The sequence below is a fragment of the Nocardiopsis ansamitocini genome, from assembly GCF_030268225.1.
GTDB classification, from domain to species: domain Bacteria; phylum Actinomycetota; class Actinomycetes; order Streptosporangiales; family Streptosporangiaceae; genus Nocardiopsis_D; species Nocardiopsis_D ansamitocini.
Genome location: NZ_BSQG01000001.1, coordinates 470,521 through 493,200, shown reverse-complemented (window position 1 = coordinate 493,200; position 22,680 = coordinate 470,521). Strand labels below are relative to the sequence as shown.

Below are 22,680 nucleotides of genomic sequence, written 5' to 3'. Positions count from 1 at the left end.
CACGTGCGGCTGGGGACGCGCCTCCCTGGTCGGGCACAAAACCGCCCAAGGATTCCCGGAAGGAGTCAAGGCGCTGAAAACACCTGTTCGCCCCCGTGCCAGGGGTCGTACACGGTGCTGGGAGCGCGGTGCAGCCCCCTGCGCCGCCGATTCTGCGGGGTGGTGCGGCCCTACCGTCCGCCGTCGGCGTCGCCGGGGGCGGGTGTGAAGAAATGTGAGACTGACTACAGCCGGGTGGCGCAAGGGCTGTTCAGCTCAGGGAGGCGGCGGTGACCAACAGCGCAGTCGTCGTCGCGGTCTCGGTCAGGGCGCCCAGGACGTCGCCGGTGATCCCGCCGAGGCGGCGCCGGGTATGGCACAGCAGCACCGCGGCGGCGACCAGCCCCAGCAACAGCGCAGGTACGAACCCGGGGCGGGCCAGCAGGCAGCCGGCCACCACTGCCGCACTGACCAGGGTCGCCGCCCACGGGGCGACGCTGCCGGCCACGAACGAGCCCAGACCCTCGGAGCGTGCCGCGGGCACTCCCCGTACACACGCCCAGGTGATGGTCAGACGTCCCGAGAGCAGGCCGGTTCCCAAGGCCAGCGCTGCTGTGAGTGCGCCCGACTCGACGACGGAAGCCAGGGCGAGCACCTGGACCAGCACGGTCATCACCAGGGCGACCACGCCGAACGGGCCGATGTCGGACCGTCGCATGACGGCCAAAGCGCCTTCAGGAGGTCGGCCACTGCCCAAGCCGTCGGCGACGTCGGCCAGCCCGTCCAGGTGCAGCCCCCGGGTAAGTACCGCCAACGCACCCACGGCCAGCACCGATGCCAACAACGGGTCCAGCCCCACGGTCAGGGCCGCGGCCAGGACCACTGCGCAGAGCCCCCCGAGCAGTACCGCTACCAGCGGCGCCAGAGCCATCGCCCAACCGGCGACCACACGGTCCACCCGGACGACCCGGACCGGGATGGCGGTCAGGGTGCCCACGGCCATGCGGGCCCCGTCCACCGCGTCGCGGACCACCGGCGTCACGGCAGCTGCACCACGCGCCCGGCCGTCGCCAGGACGACTTCCTCGCATTCGGCCGACAGCAGCTGGTTGAGTCGCCCCAGCCAGTCGCGGAACACCCCGCCGCTCGTCGTCGCCGGGACGACGCCCGAGCCGACCTCGTTGGTGACCGCCACCACGTAGGCGTCGCATCGACGCCAAACGGCGACGAGTTCGTCGATCCGGGCGGCCAGCCGGTCCTCGGCGTCGCCGGGGGCCTCCTCGTCCCACATCCCCAGTTCCGCCATCGTCCCCGACAGCCACGTGCCCACACAGTCCAGTAGCACCGCGCCGTCGGCCTGCGCCAGTACCTCCACCGCGTCCAGGGTCTCGGCGGTGCGCCACCACGTCGGGCGCCGCTCCTGGTGGGCGGCCACCCGTTTGGCCCAGGCGGGGTCGTCGTCGGGTGCGGGCCCGGTGGCCAGGTAGAGGACGTCGGGTTCGCCGAGCAGCCGCCGTTCGGCCTCGGTGGACTTGCCCGAGCGCGCGCCCCCGGTGATCAGGACCCGGTACGGCCCGCGCACCCGAGGCGGCGGCCAGGTTGCGGGCGGACAGGTGAGGTCCTGGCCGTCGGAGGGGGCCAGCGCTCCCCACAGTCGTGCCCGGCGTGCGAACTCGGCGGGGGAGTGCACCCGGTGGTCGCCGCCCACCGCCACCACGGCGGTGGTGAAACCCACGACCCCGGCACGACGCAGCGCTCCGATGGTCTCCGGAGCCCCCGCTGCATCCACCAGGGCCAGGTCCACCTGATGTTCGGGGACCGGAGTGCCGGGGGCGCCGATGTCCCGGGGCGGCTCGGCGGGGGCTCCGGGGCTGGCATACAGCAGTCGGCCTCCGTCGGCCCCGTCCACCCGGGTCCCGTAGACGGTCTCGACCAGGGAGTATCCGGCCGGCAGATGACGGGGGAGCGGCCCGTCGGGGCCGGTCAGCGTGAACGCGTCGTCGACGGTCACCCTGACCGGTAGGCGCCGGTTGTGTGACGCGCGGTTGCAAGAGGCACAACGGCAATTGGGAGCAGGCCAACCGGACGGGCCCGCTGTGCCGGAGAGACGGATTCGCACGTGCGACAGTTAACCCCATACCCGGTGCCGAGCGCTTGTTCGGCCGGGATCCGGTTTCTCGCCCCCGGTGCTGGATAGGCTCCCTGGTGACCGACTCGGCCCAGTGAGAGGTAGTCCATGGCGTGGAGCTGGCGGTACGAGAGAGCCGACGGAACGGTCCTTGCCGACCCGGACACGGCCCTGCCCCAAGAGATGCTGTCGTCCAAGGGCGACGCCGAGAGCTGGCTGGGCGAGAGCTGGCGTGAACTCCGGGCGGAGGGCGTCGAGCGCGTGACACTGCTGGAGAACGACGCGGTGATCTACACGATGAGTCTCAGCGAGGACTCCTGAGCGCTGGACGCGGTCATCGGGGTGCGGGCGGTCGCTTCACGGGCGGCCCGCACCGGGCTTTCTAGCGCTGCGCCTCAGGGCTCTGCGTCAGCGCGGGGTCGCGCTGGACGGAGTCGCCCAGCAGTTCGTCGATCCGGGCGAGCAGCCCGGCATCGAGCCGGACCCCTGCCGCCTGGACGTTGTCGCGCACCTGCTCGGGCCGTGAGGCGCCGACGATCGCCGAGGACACGTTGGGGTTCTGCAGGACCCACGCCACCGCGAGCTGGGCCTGGGTCAGCCCGGCTTCCGCAGCCAATCCGGACAGTCCCTGAACTCTGGTGAGCAGCTCCTGATCGTCCAGGAAGCGCTTGATGAACCGCGCACCCGATTTCTCGTCGGTGCCCCGTGACCCCGCGGGCGGGGCCTGGCCCGGCGGGTACTTGCCGGTCAGTACCCCCTGGGCGATCGGGGACCACACGATCTGTCCGAGGCCGCCGCGCTCGCTCGCCGGCACGACCTCGGACTCGATGACCCGCCACAGCATGTTGTATTGCGGCTGGTTGGACACGGGGCGCTGTAGCCCCAGCGCGTCAGCGATCGCGAGAGCCCGCTCGATCTCCTCGGCGCGCCACTCCGACACTCCGATGTAGAGCACCTTGCCCTGGCGGACCAGGTCGTCGAAAGCGCGAAGGGTCTCTTCGAGCGGTGTGCCGTGGTCGAACCGGTGCGCCTGGTAGAGGTCCAGGTAGTCGGTGCCCAGCCGGCGCAGCGAGTCCTCGACGCCGCGCACGATGTGCTTGCGGGACAGGCCGCGGTCGTTACGGCTTTCGCCCGTCGGCCAGAACACCTTGGAGAAGATCTCCAGGCCGTCACGGCGCTGCCCCTTCAGGGCCCGGCCCAGCACCTCCTCGGCCCGGCCCCCCGCGTAGACGTCAGCGGTGTCGAAGGTGGTGACGCCCTCGTCGAGGGCGGCGTGTACGCAGGCCACCGCTGACTCCTCCTCGACCTGGGACCCGTGGGTGATCCAGTTGCCGTAGGAAATCTCACTGACGACCAGGCCGCTGCTGCCAAGATGACGAAACTCCATACCCCGAACTCTAGGGCGCAGGGTTCTCGAAAACCCGGTCGGCCCAGATCAGCGGTGTTTCGAGAGGAATTCGTCGCCGGGCTTCACCCGCGGCTTGGGCAGGCGCAGCTTGCGGATCTGAAGCTGGCGCATCACCGCGTACATGCCTGCGCCGCGCACGTTCTTGGTCTCGTTGGGGTACTGCTTGGCGATCATCGCCTTGACCCGGCGGGCCGTGAAGATGCCCTCGGTGATCATGGTGACGATCATCAGCGGCCACACCACGTAGGTGGCGCCCAACTGGAGTTCTGGGATCGGCAGGAACAACAGCACGATGATGGCCAGCGAGAAGTACAGGAAGAACTCGCTGATGCTGCGCCGGGAGTCCACGTAGTCGCGGGCCAGGGCCCGCACAGGGCCCTCGTCCTGCGGCCGCGTGTAGGGATCGGTTGATCCCTTGCTCAGTCCGGCGCGCTCTCGCTGCATCCGGCGGCGTTCCCGCTCGCGGTACTGCTTATAGGCTTCTTTGCGAGTCTGGGGCGCGCTGAGCGGCCTGCGGAGGTTGTTGGCGGACTCACTGCGCTTGGGCGTGGGGGCCGCTTTCTTGTCGGAGACACCCTTACCGCTGGGCGCTTGACCGGCCTCGGAACTAGCGGAGCTGCTCATAACCTGCTCTTGGGATGCTGGGGCGGAGCGACGTCGGAACACTCCATCAGGGTAACCGGTTCGCGCTTCATGGCGACCTCTTGCCATAGCGCGTAGGGTTGGCTAGAGCGCCCGCTGGGAACAGCCGATACGGACCGAGAAGAGGACGGCCACGCCAATGAGCGTGTTTCAGCGACTTTCCATGATCTTCAAATCCAAGGCCAACAAAGCCTTGGACTCAGTCGAGGACCCTCGCGAGACTCTCGACTACTCGTACCAGAAGCAGTTGGAACTGCTGCAGAAGGTCCGGCGAGGGGTGGCCGATGTAGCCACCTCGCGCAAGCGGGTCGAACTCCAGATCCAGCAGTTGGACCAGCAGGCCAACAAGCTGACCAACCAGGGACAGGCCGCTCTGGGGCAGGGCCGTGAGGACCTTGCCCGAGAGGCCCTCACCCGCAAGTCGGGACTGCAGTCCCAGATCGACGGCCTGCGCGCGCAGCACGAGCAGTTGCAGGGCGAGGAGCAGAAGCTCACCCTGGCCGCTCAGCGCCTTCAGGCCAAGGTCGACTCCTTCCGTACCCGCAAGGAGACCATCAAGGCCACCTACACCGCTGCGCAGGCACAGGCGCAGATCGGTGAGGCGTTCTCCGGCATCTCCGAGGAGATGGGTGACGTCGGCCTGGCGGTCCAGCGAGCCGAGGACAAGACCGCCGAGATGCAGGCGCGCGCGGGCGCCGTCGACGAGCTCCTGGCCTCCGGTGCGCTCGACGACGTCTCCGGTGCGCCCCGCGACGACATTCAGGCAGAGCTCGACCGCATGGCCAGCACCACGGGTGTAGAGGCCGAGCTCGAGCAGATGAAGCGTCAGCTCGGCGGCGGCGGAGCGTCCACCCCGCAGATCGAAGGCGGCAACGCCTCTGGTCAGCAGGGGGGGAACGCGTGATCGTCCGCATCATGGGCGAAGGGCAGCTCGACCTGTCCGATGCCGACCTCGAACTGCTGAACTCTTTCGACCGCACCCTCGAGGACGCGATCGAGTCCGGCAGCGAGGAGAACTTCCGTGGCGCGCTGCACGACCTGTTGCAGAAGGTCCGTGAGGGTGGCAAGCCGCTGCCCGCGGACTCCTTGGCGCCGTCGCAGTTCATCCTGCCCCCGGCGGACGCCAGCATGGACGAGGTCCGTCAGATGCTCGGCGACGAGGGACTCATCCCCGACGTCGGCTAGACGGCCCCGAAGGCGTTACCCCTGACGGTCCGGCTCACGGCCGCCGCGACATCGCGTCGCGGCGGCCGTTGCGTTTTCGCCTCCGGGTCGTGACCGGCCGGATGGAACCGTTGGAGCAGCGGCGCGCTCTAACCAGAATCCAACTTTTTCCACCTAAGCTTCGCTGGTAGCTGGGTATTTCCCACCAGCGGATCCGGCGAAAGGCGAAGCCGTGGCAGGCAGCAAGTTCATTCCCGACCGGGGGCTCACCACCCGGATGGTCCTGACGATGTCGATCCTCGTCCTCGTCTACATTGCCTTCGTGGTCGCCCTGGTCCTGGTGGGGATGCCTGTGTGGCTGGTCGGCCTCATCGTCGTGGGCTTCGCCCTCTTCCAGTACTTCTCCTCCGCCAAGATCGCCCTCTACGCGATGGGTGCCCACGAGGTCACCCCGCAGGAGGCGCCCGAGCTGCACGCCGTGGTCGACCGGCTGTGCGCGCTGGCCGACATGCCCAAACCCAAGGTCGCCATCGCCCGCACCGATGTGCCCAACGCCTTCGCCACGGGCCGTAACGAGAAGAGCGCGGTGGTCTGCGCCACCACCGGGTTGATGCGCCGCCTCGACAACGAGGAACTGGAGGCGGTGCTGGCCCACGAGCTGTCCCACGTGGCGCACCGCGACGTCATGGTGATGACGATCGCGGGCTTTCTCGGGATCGTGGCCGGTTTCCTCACCCAGATGGGGCTGCGCGTCGCGGTCTTCGGCGGGGGCGGCCGCAACAACAACGGCCCCAGCCCGGCCATGATCGCGCTGCTGGTGGTCGTGGTCAGCGCGATCGTGTGGGCGCTCAGCTTCGTGCTGACCCGCGCTCTCTCGCGCTACCGCGAGCTGTCGGCCGACCGTGCGGCGGCCTATCTCACCGGACGCCCCTCTGCACTGGGCAGTGCGCTCACCAAGATCACCGGGGACATGGCCCGAATTCCCACCGACGACCTGCGCAAGGCCGAACCCTTCAACGCCTTCTTCTTCACCCCGGCGTTCTCCAAGAAGGGCGTCAGCATCAGCTCGATCTTCGCCACCCACCCCCCGGTCGAGCAGCGACTCGCCCAGTTGGCCGGGATCTCCCGTCATCTGGGAACCGGAGCCTGAGCCCATCGAAGCCCGAACCAGAAAAGGACCCTGATCCGTGAGCTTCCTCAGAGCACTGCTGGGCCGCTCCAAGCCGGCCAAGCCCAACCTCGACCAGTTGTTCGGGTTGCCGTCATCGGCCGTGACGTTGGAGGCCACGTCGGAGTTCGCACCCACCGGTTCGGGTTCGGTGGCCTTTCGGGCAGCGGAGGGAAAGGCGTTCGCCACCCTTCAACAGGAGGTGACCGAGCTCCTCAACGCCGACGGCGGGCCCGCGGTGGAGCCGGTCCAGGACGAGTACGGCTACACATGGCTGGTCCTGCGCACCGATCCCGGGGAATCCACCGGGATCAGCGACCTGGTCACTGATCTGCACGCCGTCAACTCAAGTCTGGAGAGCGCAGGGTTCGGGCCGTCGTTGCTGTGCTCGTTGGTGACGTTCGCCGACGCGCGGGGGCGCAAGTTCGCCCTGGTCTACCTGTACAAGCGCGGCACCTTCTACCCGTTCGCGCCCCAGGGGAAGGCCAACCGCGACACGGCACTGGAGCTGCAGATCGCCGCGCTGATCGGCGACGACCTCGCCATCGAGCAGGACAAGTCGCGCTGGTTCCCGGTCTACGGAGCCCCCGGCCTCTGAAGCCACTGCCAGATTTCCGTAATGCGGACTTCTGTTACCGATAGGCGAACGGAAACCGCTTGCCGGCTCGCCGATCCGGCGTGAGTTGGGCACACTGGTGGGGTGCGTATCGTTATTGCTCCTGACAAGTTCGCCGGCACCCTGACCGCTGTAGAGGCGGCAGAGGCCGTTGCCGAAGGCTGGCACTCGACCGCTCCCGGAGCCGGCTGCGAGCTGGTCCCCCTCTCCGACGGCGGTCCCGGTTTCGTCGGGGTCCTGCACTCCGCTCTCGGCGGAGCCCTCGTGGACGCCCAGGTGACCGGCCCCCTGGGCGACCCGGTAGAGGCCCGTTACCTCCTGGTGGACGACACCGCTTACGTGGAGAGTGCGCTTGCCTGCGGACTGGACCAGATCTCTCCGCAACAACGCGATCCCGGGGTGACCTCGACCCGCGGTGTGGGGGAACTCCTCGCCCACGCCATCGACCGCGGAGCGACGACCGTGGTCGTCGGTCTGGGCGGCAGCGGTACCAACGACGGCGGGGCCGGTCTGCTCGCCGCTCTCGGAGCAGAGCCGGCAGCCGCACTGAGCGGGGGCGGGGCAGCGCTAGTCGACCTCCAAGGCGAGGTCGACCTCGCGCCGGCGCGCGCTCGCACCCGTGGTGTACGCCTCATCGCCGCCACCGACGTCGACAACCCGCTCCTTGGGATCAGCGGTGCCAGTGCGATCTTCGGCCCGCAGAAGGGTGCCGACCCCGATCAGGTGCAGCGCCTGGACGCAGCACTCACCACCTTCGCCGCGAAGACCGATCCCGAAGGCGATCTGCACTCCACCCCCGGCGCCGGAGCGGCCGGTGGCCTGGGCTACGCCCTGCTCCTGCTCGGAGGGCGGGTCGAATCGGGAGTCGAGCGCGTGTTGGCCGCGGTCGGTCTGGACGCGCTCGTGGCCGATGCCGATCTCGTCGTCACCGGCGAGGGGTCGTTCGACTCGCAGTCCTTGCGCGGCAAGCTCCCACAGGGCGTCGCGACAACGGCGGCCAGGCACGGCGTCCCCTGCGTGGTCCTGGCCGGGCGGATCGCGGTGGGCCGAGCCGAGGCGGCGGCCGCCGGGATCACCGAGACCTACTCCCTCGTGGAGTCGGCCGGCTCGGTCGAGGCGGCATTGTCCCGCTCCGCGGAGGAGCTGCGCCGCCTTGCGGGACAGGTCGCCAAGCGTTGGGACCGCTGAAGGGAGCCCCGAGGAGCGGTAGAGCGTTCCCGCGGGAGGGCGCGGCCCGCCGAACAGGGCCGTGATGGCGAGAACGCCGGTGACGACCTACCCTGGTAGCAAGCATGAAGGCGCTACCGCGCCGCACAGACGTGGAATGCACGCGTGGACCTCGACGTTGGCACGTCTGAGGTATCCAGGCCGCCGGGGCGGCGGCCGCCCCATTTTGGAGGATTCAGCAGATGACGGTTCAGAGCGAGGCCAGCACCGCACAGGGGATTGTCCTGACCGACGAAGCCGCGGGCAAGGTCAAGGCACTCCTTGAGCAGGAGGGCCGCACCGACCTTCGACTGCGTGTGGCCGTCCAGCCCGGTGGGTGCTCGGGCCTGCGGTACCAGCTCTTCTTCGACGAGCGCGAGCTCGATGGCGACGTGGTCGTCGACTTCGACGGCGTCGGTGTCGTCACCGACCGCATGAGCGCTCCCTACCTCACGGGCGCCACCATCGACTTCGTCGACACCATCGAGAAGCAGGGCTTCACGATCGACAACCCCAACGCCACCGGTTCCTGCGCCTGCGGCGACTCCTTCAACTAGGGGTCGCGCCGAGCGCTCGGACCGTCCACGGGGCCGACACAGCACTGCTGTGTCGGCCCCGTCGGTTTTCGTCCCGATGGCGGGCGGGACTGACGCCGTGCCCGCGCCTGGGTACCCTGGAACCCGTTTTCGCCTAACCGGATCATTCATCCCTTGACGCCAAGGAGCCCCCCGCAGTGCGCATCGCGGTTACTGGATCCATCGCCACCGACCACCTGATGACCTTTGAGGGGCGCTTCGCAGAGCAGCTCATCGCCGACCAGTTGGAGCAGGTCTCCCTCTCCTTCCTGGTCGACGAGCTGGAGGTGCGCCGAGGCGGCGTCGCCGCCAACATCAGCTTCGGGCTGGGCTGCCTGGGCCTGCGCCCCCTCCTCGTCGGGGCCGCCGGCGCCGACTTCACCGAGTATGCCGCCTGGCTCGAGCGCCACGGGGTGGACGTCTCGGGTGTGCACATCTCCGAGATCAAGCACACCGCCCGGTTCGTGTGCACCACCGACGCGGACCACAACCAGATCGCCTCGTTCTACGCCGGGGCGATGTCCGAGGCGCGCAACATCGAACTGTGGCCGCTGGCCCAGCGCACGGACGGACTCGACCTCGTGCTCGTCGGGGCCAACGACCCCGAGGCGATGGTGCGCCACAGCGAGGAGTGCCGGGCCCGCGGGCTGGCCTTCGCGGCCGACCCCTCCCAGCAGCTCGCCCGGATGGATGGCGATTCGGTCCGTAGCCTGATCAAGGGCGCGGCCTACCTGTTCACCAACGAGTACGAGAAGGCGCTGGCCGAACAGAAGACCGGGTGGACCGAGGACGAGATCCTGGCCATGGTGGGCACGCGGGTGACCACGCTGGGCGGCAAGGGGGTGCGGATCGACCGCACGGGCGAGCCGTCCCTGCACGTTCCCGCCGCCGAGGTGGACGAGCGTGTCGACCCCACCGGTGTGGGCGACGCCTTCCGTGCCGGGTTCCTGGCCGCTACCGCGTGGGGTCTGAGCCTGGAGCGCTGTGCCCAGGTCGGCAACGCCGTGGCCGCGCACAGCCTTGAGGTGGACGGTCCGCAGGAGTACCGGCTGAACGCCGCGAGCCTCGTCGCGCGTGTCTCGCGCTCCTACGGCGAGGCCGCCGCGGCCGAGGTTGAGGCAGCACAGGTCTGATCCACCTCCCTGCCGGGGGCCGCGCAGGCCCCGGCAGGGCCGGGTCCTAGCGGGTGACCTCCCGGTGGGCGAGCAGGTCGTGCAGCGCGCGCTCCAGGTCGCAGGGGGCCGTGGCGCAGGAGCTCCATGGGAGCCGAACCAGCACGGGTCGGCGGCTGAGATAGGGCTGCACCCACAGCGTCGCCCCGTGCGCGTCCAGTTCCCACAACCAGGCCGAGCCCTCGGGGGCGTTGGGCACGTGCCGCAGTGCGGCACCGAGTTCGTCCCGATGGCAGTCGTTGACGTGGCCGATCAGCGATTCGGCCGTCTCCACCAAGGGGTCGGCGGCTGCTTCCAGGTAGGCGCCGCCGTCGATGACCCCCGAGTCGTCGTAGGTGTCGTAGATCACCATTGCCGGTTCGACCCGTGCGAGAAGCGGTGTCCGGGGTGTGGGATCATGGTCGACTGCGGCGAGCAGCTCGTCATCGGGGACTTGTTCCCAGATGGCAAGAGCGGCCTCGCGGCGCTCACCTGCGGGGACTACTGACACCCAACCCTCGCACCACAGGCGGGCGCGTACAGTGGGTGTCTGACCCACATGCCTGAGCGCGGAGAGATCGACGCTGATCGCAAGGTCGGCGCATCCGTGCCGGGTCTCCCTGAGCACTTCGTGCAGCGGGTGGCCCTCGTCGATGAGCAGAACCGCGCGACCGGCATGATCGACTGCCCCGCGCACGCTGAAACGCGTGCCGGGATCGTCTGCCAACGCCGCTGTGGTCGGGGTCGCCGTGGCGGCAAGGGAACGGACCCGTTCAATCGCGGACGGGCTGGGCTGTCGCATGACACCTCCTAGACTTAGGCAAGCCTTACCTAGGATTCCCGTTTTTGCAAGAGACCGAAAACGGAGGACTTGAATGCGCTACACCGGACCGAAGGTGCGGTTGTCCCGGCGCGCCGGTACCCCGCTGACCCGTAAGGCGGTCAGCTACTTCGAGAAGCGGCCTTACCCCCCGGGTGAGCACGGCCGTCGCGTTCGTCGCTCCACCAGCGACTACGCCGTTCGCCAGGCGGAGAAGCAGAAGCTGCGCTGGTACTACGACCTCTCGGAGAAGCAGCTCGCTCGCATCTACGAGAACGCGAAGAAGCGCCCTGGGCGTACCGGTGAAGAGATCATCGCCGAGCTGGAGCTCCGTCTCGTGACGGTTGTTCTGCGCGCCGGCTTCGCGGCGTCCATCTACGCCGCGCGCCAGTTCATCAACCACGGGCACGTGACCGTGGACGGCAAGAAGGTCGACATCCCCTCGTACCAGGTCAAGCCGGGCCAGATCATCGGAGTGCGCGAGAAGTCGCGTCAGATGGTCCCGTTCGTCGAGGCTTCCGAGGCCGTGCACGCCGACGACAAGATCGCCGGCTACCTGGCCGTCAGCCACAAGGACCTGCGCATCGCGGTCGTCGACCGCCCCAAGCGTGAGCAGGTTCCCGTGCCCTTCGACGAGCAGCTCGTCGTGGAGTACTACAACCGCTAACCGCGGGTGTGCCCAGGGGCCGCACGATCACGTCCACCGCGACGTTCGTGCGGCCCCTGCCGTGTCCGATGCCCTTGGTACGGACAAGGGCCGGCGCCGTCTAGTAGGTGCGCCGTATGTCGAACCTGCTCCCGCGTTCGAGGGGGACCTCGGCGACGAACTCCTGCATTTTCAGACGGCACCACGCAGGGATGTCGGCTTTGGCCGCAGGATCGTCCGCGGTCACCGCGATCACCGAGCCGATCGGGACCTCGCGCAGGCGGCCCGCCAGCATGATGATCGGGATCGGACACTTGCGTCCGATGGCGTCGATGGTCAGCAAAGGCTGCTCAGGCACCGCGAACTCCTTGTCGCATCAGGTCGTATCCCAATCTTTATCCCGGTCCGCGGCTAAAAGGCACCCGGTTAAGGGTCAGGTGAACACAGCGATACTCTCGCTTTAGCCCGCTTGTCGCCAGGGGAGACCCCGGCGGCGGTACGGCACCGCGGATGTGCTTTCGGGCACCGCAGAAGACGCTGCGGGTGTCGCAGCGCCTCGCCAGCGATGTTCGCGCGGACCCGGTACGGATCGGGCCGGCCGATATACGGCCAGGGCCGAACCACCTCGGGGTTCGCTACGCAACACGCTGACCTGCCGGACCCGTGATCAGTACCGCGGCCTGTCCGCGATAATGTTTCCGCTTGACACGCTTTGGATATACGACCGCCCGCGTCTCGCGCGGGCACTCACCGCTGGGAAGGCAATCCGTGAGTCCGACCCGCCATAGGAATCGGCGCCCCGCGCTGCGCCGATGGGCACCACGTGGCGCCGCGCTCGCCGCGCTGGGCATAGCCGCGACCGGCTGCGCGTCGAACGAGTTCACTCGTTTGGGTGTGCCGGAGCCGATCACCGAGCAGGCCGAGCGTGTCCTCACGCTCTGGCAGGGTTCGTGGGTGGCGGCGTTCGCGGTCGGCATTCTCGTATGGGGACTGATCATCTGGTCGGTGATCTTCCACCGCAAGCGCTCCGAGCAGCTGCCGCCGCAGGTGCGCTACAACATGCCCATCGAGGCGCTGTACACCGTCCTGCCGATGGTCGTCATCGCGGTGCTGTTCTACTTCACCGCCAAGGACCAGACCTACCTGCTGGAGACCGACGAGCCCGCCGACGTCTACGTCGATGTGAACGCCTTCCAGTGGAGCTGGAAGTTCGACTACTCCGACGCGCAGGATCAGCCGATCCTGGACACCGCCGGCGAGCAGGTCTCGGTTGCCGGCGTCCCCACCGTCACCACCGAGGACATGCCGGTCCTGGTGCTGCCGAGCGACAGCGTCGTGCACTTCGACCTGACCTCGCCCGACGTCATCCACTCGTTCTGGATTCCGTCGTTCGCCTTCAAGATGGACGCCATCCCCGGCCACCCCAACCAGTTCCAGGTCAAGGTGCTGCCCGGCGTCGAGGGCGACTACGCGGGCCGCTGTGCGGAGCTGTGCGGCGTCGACCACTCCCGCATGTTGTTCACCCTGCGGGTGGTCAGCCCCGAGGACTATCAGACCTGGCTCGAGGAGCGGCAGAACAACCCCGCCGCGCTTCCCACACCGGCCGGGCAGGAAGAGGGACAGGTGGACCAGGACGCGGTCATCGACCCCTCGCCCAGCCCCTCGCCGTTGACCTCTTCCGAGGCCGCAGTCGCCGAGGAGGACGACCAGTAATGACCACTACTGCCAATTCGACGACGGCCCCCAACCGGGTGGAAGCGCTGCGCCCCACCCGCAAGGGCTCGATCATCGTCAACTGGATGACGTCCACGGACCACAAGGTCATCGGGTACATGTACCTGATCACCTCGTTCGCGTTCTTCATCATCGGTGGCATCATGGCGCTGCTCATCCGCGCCGAGCTGATGTACCCCGGTATGCAGCTGATGACCAACGAGACCTACAACCAGCTGTTCACCATGCACGGCACGGTGATGCTGCTGATGTTCGCGACCCCGCTTTTCGTCGGGTTCTCCAACATCATGCTCCCGCTGCACATCGGCGCGCCCGACGTGGCGTTCCCGCGGATCAACCTCTTCGGGTACTACCTGTTCCTGTTCGGCAGCCTCATCGTGCTGAGCGGGTTCCTGACCCCCGGTGGCGCGGCCAGCTTCGGCTGGTTCGCCTACACCCCGTTGTCGGATGCCGTGCGCTCGCCCGGCATCGGCGGCGACCTCTGGATCCTGGGCCTGGCCGTCAGCGGTCTGGGCACCATCCTGGGTGCGGTCAACTTCATCACCACCGGCCTGTGCATGCGCGCTCCCGGTATGACCATGTTCCGGATGTCGATCTTCTCCTGGAACACGCTGCTCACCAGCGTGCTGGTGCTGATCGCGTTCCCGGTGCTCACGGCCGCCCTGATCGCTCTGGGCGCGGACCGCATGATCGGCACCCAGGTCTTCAACCCCGAGCACGGCGGCGCCATCCTGTGGCAGCACCTGTTCTGGTTCTTCGGACACCCGGAGGTCTACATCATCGCGCTGCCGTTCTTCGGTATCGCGACGGAGATCCTCCCGGTCTTCAGCCGCAAGCCCATTTTCGGCTACAAGAGCCTGGTGGCCGCAACCATCGCGATCACCGGCCTCTCGGTGACGGTGTGGGCGCACCACATGTTCCCCACCGGCGCGGTGTTGCTGCCGTTCTTCTCGTTCATGTCGTTCCTCATCGCGGTGCCCACGGGCGTGAAGTTCTTCAACTGGATCGGCACTATGTGGCGCGGCCAGTTGACCTTCGAGACCCCGATGCTGTTCGTCGTGGGCTTCCTGGTCACGTTCCTCTTCGGTGGCCTGACCGGTGTGCTGCTCGCATCACCGCCCATCGACTTCCACGTCACCGACTCCTACTTCGTGGTGGCGCACTTCCACTACGTGGTGTTCGGCACGGTCGTGTTCGCGATGTTCGCCGGCTTCTACTACTGGTGGCCCAAGTTCACCGGCAAGATGCTCGACGAGAAGCTCGGCAAGATCCACTTCTGGCTGCTGTTCTTCGGCTTCCACGGCACCTTCCTGGTCCAGCACTGGCTGGGTGCGGAAGGCATGCCGCGTCGTTACGCCGACTACCTGCCCAGTGACGGGTTCACCGTGTTGAACCAGATTTCCTCGGTGGCGTCGTTCGTTCTGGGCGCCTCCACGCTGATCTTCTTCTGGAACATCTGGACCACGCACAAGAACGCGCCCAAGGTCGAGGTCGACGACCCCTGGGGCTACGGTTGTTCGTTGGAATGGGCCACCTCGTGCCCGCCCCCGCGGCACAACTTCACCTCGCTGCCCCGGATCCGGTCCGAGCGCCCCGCGTTCGACCTGCACCACCCGCACGCCGCCGCCCCCGGCGCGGTCGCGGCTTCCCCGGCAAGCACGGACTAGGGCGAGTCACCATGAAGATGCAGGCATATCTGTTCATCGGCGTCTCGACCTTCTTCGGTGGCGTCGCGGCCCTCTACGCCCTGTGGGCCTGGCTGGCCGAGGGCCACATCGAGTGGACCGGGACGGTCGCGCTTACCGTCTCGGTCGGCTTCGGCTGGATGATCGGCTTCTGGCTCTGGCAGTCCGCTCGTCACAGCGAGCGGTTCCACGGGCTTCCGCCGGAAGAGCGTCTGGACGGCGAGATCGACGAGAGCATCGGCGAGTACGGGTTCTTCAGCCCGCACAGCGTCTGGCCGCTGTTCGTCGCCATGGCGGTCGCCTTCACCGCGGTCGGCGTGGCCATCGGCTGGTGGATGGTGTTCATCGGGTTCTTCGCGATCATCCTGACCACCATCGGCTGGGTGTTCGAGTACTACCGCGGAGAGTTCCAGCACTAGGCGGTTCCGTACCAACCTGGGTCATGCCCAGGTGAAAAGCAGTCCACGACCCCGGCGGGTCGGGGTTTCCCTCCGGGGAGCCCCGACCCGCCGGGGTTATCGTCTTTTCGAGTGGTTCGGTGCCTTCGTCCAAGAAGACATCCGGTCCTTCGCGGGTCCCACCTTTTCTCGTTCCCGGTTCACCGAACTTTTCTGCTTCGTGCCACGTCCCAGGGACTGACACCCCACTGGGTCGGACTTGACGTTGGAGGTCGCACGCGTGAAAGGCAGCGCATCACCACTGGTAATCCGTCGGCTCGGGGCCGGACTGGCAGGAGCCGTTCTCTTTCTCGCTGCGGCGTGTTCCGGAGCGACGGAGCCGGAAGAGGGCAGCGGGGAGGCTGCGAAGTCCGCCCCGGTGAAGCTGTCCATCACTCCGGCCGCCGACGAGACCGGTGTCCGCCCCGACGCACCCGTCACGGTCACTGCCGGGGGAGGGACCATCTCCGACGTCACGGTCACCGTCGTGCCGGTCGGAGGCGACATCGAGGCGGAGGGGGTCCCGGAGGCCGCACCCTCGCCTCCTGCCGCCGGATCCGACGCCTTCGATGCGGTGACCGGCACCCTCAACGAGGAGCGCACCGAGTGGACCAGCGACTGGACATTGACACCCGGAAGCGAAGTCACGGTCGTGGCCACCGGTGAGAACCCGGAAGGTGAGCAGAGCGAATCCACCAGCGCGTTCACCACCTCAGACACGCCCAACGGGAAACACCTGGAGGTCCAGTCCAACTTCCCCACGAGTGGTGACACCGTCGGGGTGGGGATGCCGGTGGTGGTCAACTTCGACCTGCCGGTGAGCAACAAGGCCCAGGTCGAGGCGGCCATGGAGGTCGTCTCCGACCAACCCGCCGAAGGTGCCTGGAACTGGTTCGGCGACCAGATGGTGGTGTTCCGTACCAAGGAGTACTGGACCCCCGGCCAGAAGGTCACCGTCAACATGCACCTGGCCGGCGTCAACGCCGCAGAGGGTGTGTACGGCGTGAAGAACCGTCAACTCAACTTCGAGGTCGGCCGCTCCCAGGTCAGCACGATCGACGACTCCTCCCACCGCATGGTGGTCGAGCGCGACGGCGAGCAGATCAAGGACTTCCCGATCAGCAACGGCGACGCCACTACCCGGGCCTTCACCACCACCTCCGGGGTACATCTGACGATGGAGAAGTACCAGCACCTCATCATGGACTCCGCCACCGTGGGCATCCCGCAGGGAAGCCCCGGCTATTACTACTTGGACGTCAACTACGCGGTCCGTGTCTCCAACAGCGGCGAGTTCACCCATGCCGCCCCGTGGAACTCCTCGCTGGGCCAGGCCAACCTGAGCCACGGCTGCACCAACATGAGCACCGAGGACGCCAAGTGGTTCTACGAGAACTCGCTCATGGGCGATCCGGTCGTCATCGAGGGCACCGACCGCGAGCTCGAGGTCGACAACGGTTGGGGCTACTGGCAGCGCTCCTGGGAGGAGTGGCTGGACAACAGCGAGACCGGCGAGGCCGACAAGACCGATGAGGCGGGCTCCCCCGGAAGCCCGCACGGTTCCGCCGAGCGGTAGTCGCTGCGCCACGAGGAAACCGCGTGCGATCGACGAAGGGGTGGACGATCCGAACGGATCGCCCACCCCCGTTTCATCTGCCGGATGGGCCCCTCGTGCCGCCCTACCGTCCCGGGCCGGGGAAGAAGGGGGCGGCGCGAGGGGGCCCAGAGCCACTGAGCAGGGCCGGGAGGCTTCCTTGCTTGCCCGGCACGGCGCAGGAGGTGCGCGTCGCCGTCGTTGCCTCCCAGACGCGTTTTGCGGCGTGCGTCCGGCGGGTCATGTGTGGGGGCCGGCCCTCCCCGTGCCCTGGAGCAGCTGAGGGCGCACAAAGCAAGGAGGACCCTGGTCGGCCTAGGCCGACCAGGGTCCTCCCGTTGCTGCTTGACCGCTACTTGTTCTGTCCCGCGCCCTGGGTGACCTTGTCGGAGGCCGTGGAGCCTCCGTGGCCGTTCTCAGAGCCCTGGACGCCGTGGGTGGGACCGTCCCCGTTGTGAGAGCCGTGGTGCAGGTGGTGGCCGCTGTGCGGCTCCACACCCACGAAGGAGATGTTGTCCCTCGTGTACCAGTCGGCCAACCGGGCGCGCAGCTTGCCCATGAGGCTGCGCGACGCGGGGGACTCCACGCCGTTGGCGTTGGCGGCCGGCGTCTCGATGCGCGGAGTCATGGACTCCTTGCTCTCCAGGACGTGCACCGTCTCCGGCGAGGACTCCTTGTGGACCTCGACGAACTCGCCACCGGGGAGTTGAGCGATCGTGCCGCTCTCGTAGCCGTGCTCAAGGGTCTCGCGGTCGCGCCGCTGCATCCCCAGGCAGATCCGCTTGGTGATGATGTAGGCGATCACCGGTCCCACGAAGATGCCGATCCGGAAGATCCACGTCGTCGTGTAAAGGCTGATCTCGAAGGTGTGCGACAGGATGTCGTTGGACCCCGCGAGCCAGAGCAGCCCGTAGAAGGTGATGCCCGCAGCGCCCAGACCGGTACGCACCGGGGCGTTGCGGGGGCGGTCGGCGAGGTTGTGCGGACGCTTGTCGCCGGTGATCCACGCTTCCACGAACGGCCAGGCAGCCAGCCCGCCGAACAGGATCCCCATGAAGCCCAGTCCCGGGATCAGCACGCCCATCGGGATCGCGTAACCCGCGATCGTGATGTCGAACCAGTTCGGGAAGATGCGCAGAGAGCCTTCCAGGAAGCCCATGTACCAGTCGGGCTGGAGGCCCGCGGTGATGGACGTCGGGGTGAACGGCCCGAACAGGTGGATCGGGTTGATCTGCACGAAGGCGCTGAGGCCCACGATCACCGCGAAGGTGAAGAAGAAGAACCCGCCGGCCTTGATGGCGAAGGCCGGGAACATCGGGGTTCCCACGACCTTCTTCTCGGTTCGGCCCGTTCCGGGGTACTGGGTGTGCTTCTGGTGCCACAGGATCATGAAGTGCGCGGCGATCAGCGCCAGCAGGATGGCCGGGATGACCAAGATGTGCAGGCTGTACAACCGCGGGATGATCACCTCGCCGGGGAACTCGCCCCCGAAGAGGTAGAACGACGCGTAAGTGCCGATCAGCGGCAGGGCCAGCAGCACGCCCTGGAAGATGCGCAGACCCATGCCCGAGGGGAGGTCGTCGGGCAGCGAGTAGCCGAAGAGGCCCTCGACGATCGCCAGGGTGAAGATGGCGACGCCGATCAACCAGTTGATCTCGCGGGGCTTGCGGAAGGCGCCGGTGAAGAACACCCGCAGCATGTGGATCACCAGGGAGGCGACGAAGATCAGCGCCGCCCAGTGGTGGATCTGGCGCATCAGCAGTCCACCGCGTACATCGAAGGTGATGTGCAGGGTGGAGGCGTACGCCTCGCTCATGCCCACGCCGCGCAGGCGCTCGTAGGAGCCGTCATAGACGATGTGCCCCATGCTCGGGTTGAACCAGAGCGTGAGGAACACGCCGCTCAGCAGCAAGATGATGAACGAGTACAGCGCGATCTCGCCGAGCATGAACGACCAGTGGTTCGGGAAGACCTTGCGCAGGTTCTTCTCGCCCATCTTCGCCAGATGGAACCGGTCGTCGATGAAATTGCCGACTCCCCGCATCGCCTTCGGCGCCTGCGGTGCTTGGTTGTCGCTCATCAGTTCTTCACCTCGGCGTCCCAGAAGGTCGGGCCGACCGGGCTGGAGAAATCTCCGGCCGCGACGAGATAGCCCTCGTTGTCCACTCTAAGCGGTAGCTGCGGCAACGGGCGGTGGGCCGGTCCGAAAACGACCTCGGCGCCGTTGGAGGCGTCGAAGGTCGACTGGTGGCACGGGCACAGGATCCGGTGCGTGGTGCGCTCGTAGAGCGCGGCCGGGCAGCCCACGTGGGTGCAGATCTTGGAGTAGGCGATGATGCCCTCGTGCGTCCAGTCGAGACGCTGCTGGTTCATCTGGGGCCCGAAGTCGTCGGGGTCCATCTTGATGAGCAGGATGACGGTCTTGGCCTGGTCGTCCAGGCTGAGCCCGTGGTCCCCGTCGTGCGCCTCCGGCAGCGCGCTGATCATGCCGCCGGTCTCGCTGAGGTCCTCGGCCTTGATACGGCGGCCGGTTCCCTCGACGACGATGTGCAGTCCGTCTTCCCACAGCGTCGACTTGAGCGTGTCACGCGGAGCGGGACCCGTGTCGCGCAGCAGGACGATCGGGGCCAGGCCCAGCGGGGCCATGGCCAGCAGGAGCGTCCGCCGCATCAAGGGGCGCTTGGTGAAGCCGCTCTCATTGGCGCTGCGCATGAAGAACTCGCTGAACGAGCTCTTCTCCTTCGGCGGGGAGGGCAGCTCGTCGTAGGGCGAGGCGACCTCGTAGTGGGGCAGGATCTGGCGTGCCCACACGGTCATGCCCGCACCGATGGCGAACAGCGACAGGGCCAGGGTGCCGCCCATCAAGGCGTTGGCCAGCTGCGCCGTGGCCGGGTCGGCGATGACCGGCTCGTTGGCGGCGTTGGGCGCGAACGAGAAGTAGCTGACGAAGAAACCGACGCCGGCCAGGAACGCGATGAGGAACCACACCGCAGCGATCTTCTCGCCCCGGATCTGGGTCTCCTCGGGACGCGCGTGCGTCTCCTCGGCCAGGTAGGGCCCCTCGTGCTTGCGGTGCGGTTCCTCCTTGCCCGCCACCAGCGCGTCGCCACCGCCGGTGGGCGTACCGATCACCCGCTCGCGGGGTTCCTCGGAACCGTTGCCGTTGCCGTTGTCAGTGTTGTTATCAGTCATGTGCTCGCTGCTTCGCGGTGATCCAGATCGCGCACGCCACGATCAGGCTGATGCCGACAGTCCACCCGATGAAGCCCTCGGCCACCTGGCCGACGCGGTTGAGCCCGAAGTAACCGCCGGCGTTCGGCTCGTTCTCCAGGTCCACGATGAACTTGATCAGGGACTGCTTCTCGCTGGAGCTGATCGCGCCGCCCTCGCCGCCGACCTCGTCGTTTGAGTCCTGGAAGACGGGCATCGCGCCGGGGCCGGTGAGCATGGCCTCGTAGATCTGACGCGGGGTCGCGCTGTTCAGGTCCGGGGCCCAACGGCCGTCGGTCAGGGCGCCGCCCCCACCAGACCAGCTGTGGCAGTGCGCGCAGTTGGTCATGTAGAGCTTCATGCCGGCCTCGGTGTCGCCACCGCCGGTGTACTGCTCCAGGGAGGACTGGTAGAGCTCAGTGGCCTCCTCGTAGTCGGCCTCCGACTCGAAGTCGGCGCGCTTGGGCTTGTCGCCGGGGACGTTCACGGGAATGCCGGGTCCGCCGCCGAACTGCGCGTCGACGTAGGCCGCGATGTCGTTGATGTCGTCGCGGCCGTACATGGCCGGTTTGCGAGGCATCTGGGCATCGGGGTTGGCCGAAGGCATACGCCCGGTGCTGACCTGGAAGTCCACCGCAGCGGCGCCCACACCGGTCAGGTCCGGTCCCCAGGCGCCGGCGTTACCGGCCTCGGTCTTGGTGATGCCCTTGCCGTCCTGCCCATGGCAGCTCGCGCAGCTCTGGTTGAACAGCTCGCGGCCGTTCGCCAGGTCCACGTTGGCCAGGTCGGACTCGGCGCTCGCGTTCTGCGCCTGCGCCGGACTGGTGGCGGGGGCCACGAAGGTGTACCCCACCCCGAAAAAGGCCAGCGCGATGATGACGACGACATACCCCGCAAGGGGATGCCGTCGCCGCGCGGTAATCCATTTCACGGTTTCCCCGTTCGGGTTACTGAAGTAGGTAGATGGTTGCGAACAAAGCGATCCAGACCACGTCGACGAAGTGCCAGTAGTAGGACACGACGATCGCGCTGGTCGCCTGCTGGTGAGTGAAGCGCTTCGCGGCGTACGTGCGTCCCAACATGATGAGGAACGCGATCAGACCACCGATGACGTGGAGACCGTGGAAACCCGTGGTGAGGAAGAACATCGAGCCGTAGGCACTGGACTGCAGGGTCAGTCCTTCGTGCACGATCAGCTCGTAGTACTCGTATGCCTGGCCGACGATGAAGATCGCGCCCATGGCAAAAGAGATGTAAAACCACTTTCGGAGCTTCTTGACATCACCGCGCTCCGCGGCCCAAACGCCGAACTGCGCGGTGAAGCTGGAGGCCACCAGGATGATGGTGATCGTCGTGGACAACGCGACGTTGAGGTGCGCGTCAGGCCACGCACCCAGGTCAGGGTTGCCCTTGGTCACCGATCGGATGGTGAAGTACATCGCGAACAGCGCTGCGAAGAACATGAGTTCGTTGGCCAACCAAACGATGGTGCCAACGCTCACCAGGTCAGGTCGCTTAGCCGCACCATGCACTGGTGTCGGTCCTGTTTCTTGGTTCGCGGTTGCTGTCGCCACGCCAGCATTATTGCGCTATCTGACGGGGGGCGTTGCACGACCCCCCGTAACGCGCACAATGGACCACGCCGCGGGCGTCGTCGGGCGTTGATCTCGTCAGACGCGCCGTGACGTCCCCGTTATCACTCCGAGGTCCCCGCGGCGGTTGCTGTTTCGGACCGGCCCTATCGCGCTGACCCGTCAGGGAAAGGCCGTCGTCCGCCCGCGGGGGGTCGCACTATGGGGTGCTGTATGCGGGCCCGCCGGCCCGCCCTGTGTTCGTCCCTGGCATCCTGTCGTCCTCCGGGCCTTGAGGCAATAGGCTCGGGGTGGGCACACCCGGCCAGGCCCGGCGGGTGTGGCGGCGGCTCCGCCGGGGTAACACGGGAGCGCCGATCCTGCGCAGACCGGCGTCCCCAGCGTGGCGCGGGGTCCGCGACAACCGAAGAGGTCACGGCGTGGTGTCGGCGTTCAGCGCGTCGAGACCCCTCAGGCGGATACAAGGACGGTAACCATGGCCGACACCGGCACCGAGAACACCGCGAAGATGCGTGTCCTCGTCTACAGCGACAATGCCTCGGTTCGGGAGCAGGTACGCCTGGCGATCGGGCGGCGCCCCGCGATCGATGTCCCCAAGGTCGAGTTGGTGGAGTGTGCGACCGCTCCTGCGGCGATGCGGCGCCTTGAGGACGCCGCGATCGACGTCGCCATCCTGGACGGGGAGGCCAAACCCGCGGGAGGGATGGGACTCTGCCGTCAGGCCAAGGACGAGATCTTCGACTGCCCGTCGGTGCTGGTGCTCATCGGTCGCCGCGACGACGGTTGGCTGGCGACGTGGTCCCGGGCCGACAAGGTGGTCAGCCACCCCATCGACCCGGTCGCCCTCGCCGAGTCCCTCGCCGAACTGATGCGCGACCGCGCACGTACGCTCGCCCCCGTGCAGTAGCGCCGGGGCCGATCCACAA

Annotated in this window: 24 protein-coding genes; 14 read left to right on the top strand and 10 right to left on the bottom strand. The window is 67.5% G+C overall.

The features are described 5' to 3' along the window. Positions 1-250: 250 nt before the first annotated feature. Together QSJ59_RS02260 and QSJ59_RS02255 are read right to left on the bottom strand one after the other, a co-directional pair. A complete protein-coding gene (locus QSJ59_RS02260; RefSeq protein ID WP_432707402.1) occupies positions 251-1,021 on the bottom strand; it encodes an adenosylcobinamide-GDP ribazoletransferase in 771 nt (256 codons plus the stop codon). Continuing rightward, positions 1,018-1,989, bottom strand: coding sequence for a bifunctional adenosylcobinamide kinase/adenosylcobinamide-phosphate guanylyltransferase (locus QSJ59_RS02255; protein WP_285756967.1), 972 nt, complete (start codon positions 1,987-1,989; stop codon positions 1,018-1,020). The genes QSJ59_RS02260 and QSJ59_RS02255 overlap by 4 nt, the downstream gene beginning before the upstream one ends. Positions 1,990-2,214: 225 nt before the next feature. On the opposite strand from QSJ59_RS02255, the gene QSJ59_RS02250 reads away from it, so the two are divergent. Beyond that, the gene (locus tag QSJ59_RS02250) at positions 2,215-2,427 is read left to right on the top strand and encodes a hypothetical protein (protein WP_285756966.1); all 213 of its coding nucleotides are present in this window, start codon (positions 2,215-2,217) and stop codon (positions 2,425-2,427) included. A 61-nt stretch (positions 2,428-2,488) separates the two neighbouring features. Here the strand turns inward: QSJ59_RS02250 and QSJ59_RS02245 are convergent, their stop codons facing one another. Together QSJ59_RS02245 and QSJ59_RS02240 are read right to left on the bottom strand one after the other, a co-directional pair. Beyond that, on the bottom strand, positions 2,489-3,493 hold the full coding sequence (locus tag QSJ59_RS02245; protein ID WP_285756965.1) for an aldo/keto reductase family protein: 1,005 nt from the start codon (positions 3,491-3,493) through the stop codon (positions 2,489-2,491). A gap of 48 nt (positions 3,494-3,541) precedes the next feature. Next, positions 3,542-4,138 carry a DUF3043 domain-containing protein gene (locus QSJ59_RS02240; RefSeq protein ID WP_285756964.1) on the bottom strand — a complete coding sequence of 199 codons (597 nt, stop codon included), beginning with the start codon at positions 4,136-4,138 and terminating at the stop codon, positions 3,542-3,544. Positions 4,139-4,295: 157 nt separating this feature from the next. Here QSJ59_RS02240 and QSJ59_RS02235 point away from each other — a divergent pair, with 157 nt between their 5' ends. The 7 genes from QSJ59_RS02235 to QSJ59_RS02205 all read left to right on the top strand — a co-directional run bounded on the left by QSJ59_RS02235 (position 4,296) and on the right by QSJ59_RS02205 (position 10,018). Continuing rightward, positions 4,296-5,060, top strand: a complete 765-nt coding sequence (locus tag QSJ59_RS02235; protein WP_285756963.1) for a PspA/IM30 family protein — start codon at positions 4,296-4,298, stop codon at positions 5,058-5,060. Beyond that, entirely contained in the window at positions 5,057-5,341 is a 285-nt protein-coding gene (gene pspAA, locus QSJ59_RS02230; RefSeq protein WP_285756962.1) for a PspA-associated protein PspAA, read from the top strand. Before QSJ59_RS02235 ends, pspAA begins: the two co-directional genes overlap by 4 nt. Positions 5,342-5,552: 211 nt before the next feature. Continuing rightward, on the top strand, positions 5,553-6,470 hold the full coding sequence (gene htpX, locus QSJ59_RS02225; RefSeq protein ID WP_285756961.1) for a zinc metalloprotease HtpX: 918 nt from the start codon (positions 5,553-5,555) through the stop codon (positions 6,468-6,470). A gap of 37 nt (positions 6,471-6,507) precedes the next feature. After that, a complete protein-coding gene (pspAB, locus tag QSJ59_RS02220; RefSeq protein WP_285756960.1) occupies positions 6,508-7,086 on the top strand; it encodes a PspA-associated protein PspAB in 579 nt (192 codons plus the stop codon). 102 nt (positions 7,087-7,188) lie between these two features. Beyond that, positions 7,189-8,292: a glycerate kinase family protein gene (locus tag QSJ59_RS02215; protein WP_285756959.1), complete on the top strand. Its 1,104-nt coding sequence runs from the start codon at positions 7,189-7,191 to the stop codon at positions 8,290-8,292. A 221-nt stretch (positions 8,293-8,513) separates the two neighbouring features. Then, a complete protein-coding gene (gene erpA / locus QSJ59_RS02210) occupies positions 8,514-8,867 on the top strand; it encodes an iron-sulfur cluster insertion protein ErpA (protein ID WP_285756958.1) in 354 nt (117 codons plus the stop codon). 176 nt (positions 8,868-9,043) lie between these two features. Beyond that, complete coding sequence (locus tag QSJ59_RS02205) at positions 9,044-10,018, top strand: carbohydrate kinase family protein (protein WP_285756957.1); 975 nt, start codon at positions 9,044-9,046, stop codon at positions 10,016-10,018. Between the two features lie 46 nt (positions 10,019-10,064). Here the strand turns inward: QSJ59_RS02205 and QSJ59_RS02200 are convergent, their stop codons facing one another. Continuing rightward, entirely contained in the window at positions 10,065-10,838 is a 774-nt protein-coding gene (locus QSJ59_RS02200) for a DUF2470 domain-containing protein (RefSeq protein ID WP_285756956.1), read from the bottom strand. A gap of 73 nt (positions 10,839-10,911) precedes the next feature. Between QSJ59_RS02200 and rpsD the strand changes: the two genes are divergently transcribed. Then, positions 10,912-11,523: a 30S ribosomal protein S4 gene (rpsD, locus tag QSJ59_RS02195; RefSeq protein ID WP_285756955.1), complete on the top strand. Its 612-nt coding sequence runs from the start codon at positions 10,912-10,914 to the stop codon at positions 11,521-11,523. Between the two features lie 100 nt (positions 11,524-11,623). On the opposite strand, the gene QSJ59_RS02190 is transcribed toward rpsD, so the two are convergent. Then, a complete protein-coding gene (locus tag QSJ59_RS02190) occupies positions 11,624-11,860 on the bottom strand; it encodes a sulfurtransferase TusA family protein (RefSeq protein ID WP_285756954.1) in 237 nt (78 codons plus the stop codon). A gap of 410 nt (positions 11,861-12,270) precedes the next feature. Here QSJ59_RS02190 and ctaC point away from each other — a divergent pair, with 410 nt between their 5' ends. The 4 genes from ctaC to QSJ59_RS02170 all read left to right on the top strand — a co-directional run bounded on the left by ctaC (position 12,271) and on the right by QSJ59_RS02170 (position 16,934). Further along, positions 12,271-13,215 (top strand): aa3-type cytochrome oxidase subunit II, encoded by a 945-nt coding sequence (ctaC, locus tag QSJ59_RS02185; protein WP_432707401.1) that lies wholly within the window; start codon positions 12,271-12,273, stop codon positions 13,213-13,215. After that, a complete protein-coding gene (gene ctaD, locus QSJ59_RS02180; RefSeq protein ID WP_285756953.1) occupies positions 13,215-14,903 on the top strand; it encodes an aa3-type cytochrome oxidase subunit I in 1,689 nt (562 codons plus the stop codon). The genes ctaC and ctaD overlap by 1 nt, the downstream gene beginning before the upstream one ends. An 11-nt stretch (positions 14,904-14,914) precedes the next feature. Further along, complete coding sequence (locus tag QSJ59_RS02175) at positions 14,915-15,340, top strand: cytochrome c oxidase subunit 4 (RefSeq protein WP_285756952.1); 426 nt, start codon at positions 14,915-14,917, stop codon at positions 15,338-15,340. Positions 15,341-15,599: 259 nt separating this feature from the next. Next, entirely contained in the window at positions 15,600-16,934 is a 1,335-nt protein-coding gene (locus QSJ59_RS02170) for a L,D-transpeptidase (RefSeq protein ID WP_285756951.1), read from the top strand. A gap of 370 nt (positions 16,935-17,304) precedes the next feature. Here QSJ59_RS02170 and qcrB read toward each other — a convergent pair whose 3' ends face one another. Genes qcrB through ctaE form a run of 4 tightly spaced genes read right to left on the bottom strand, consistent with a single transcriptional unit; the run spans position 17,305 to position 21,694 of the window. Continuing rightward, entirely contained in the window at positions 17,305-19,032 is a 1,728-nt protein-coding gene (gene qcrB, locus QSJ59_RS02165) for a cytochrome bc1 complex cytochrome b subunit (protein WP_285756950.1), read from the bottom strand. Continuing rightward, positions 19,032-20,144: a cytochrome bc1 complex Rieske iron-sulfur subunit gene (gene qcrA / locus QSJ59_RS02160; RefSeq protein WP_285756949.1), complete on the bottom strand. Its 1,113-nt coding sequence runs from the start codon at positions 20,142-20,144 to the stop codon at positions 19,032-19,034. Before qcrA ends, qcrB begins: the two co-directional genes overlap by 1 nt. Beyond that, positions 20,137-21,093 carry a cytochrome bc1 complex diheme cytochrome c subunit gene (qcrC, locus tag QSJ59_RS02155; RefSeq protein WP_285756948.1) on the bottom strand — a complete coding sequence of 319 codons (957 nt, stop codon included), beginning with the start codon at positions 21,091-21,093 and terminating at the stop codon, positions 20,137-20,139. Before qcrC ends, qcrA begins: the two co-directional genes overlap by 8 nt. Positions 21,094-21,109: 16 nt before the next feature. Continuing rightward, a complete protein-coding gene (ctaE, locus tag QSJ59_RS02150; RefSeq protein ID WP_432707400.1) occupies positions 21,110-21,694 on the bottom strand; it encodes an aa3-type cytochrome oxidase subunit III in 585 nt (194 codons plus the stop codon). A 535-nt stretch (positions 21,695-22,229) separates the two neighbouring features. On the opposite strand from ctaE, the gene QSJ59_RS02145 reads away from it, so the two are divergent. Further along, positions 22,230-22,661, top strand: a complete 432-nt coding sequence (locus QSJ59_RS02145) for a helix-turn-helix domain-containing protein (RefSeq protein ID WP_285756947.1) — start codon at positions 22,230-22,232, stop codon at positions 22,659-22,661. Positions 22,662-22,680: the final 19 nt, after the last annotated feature.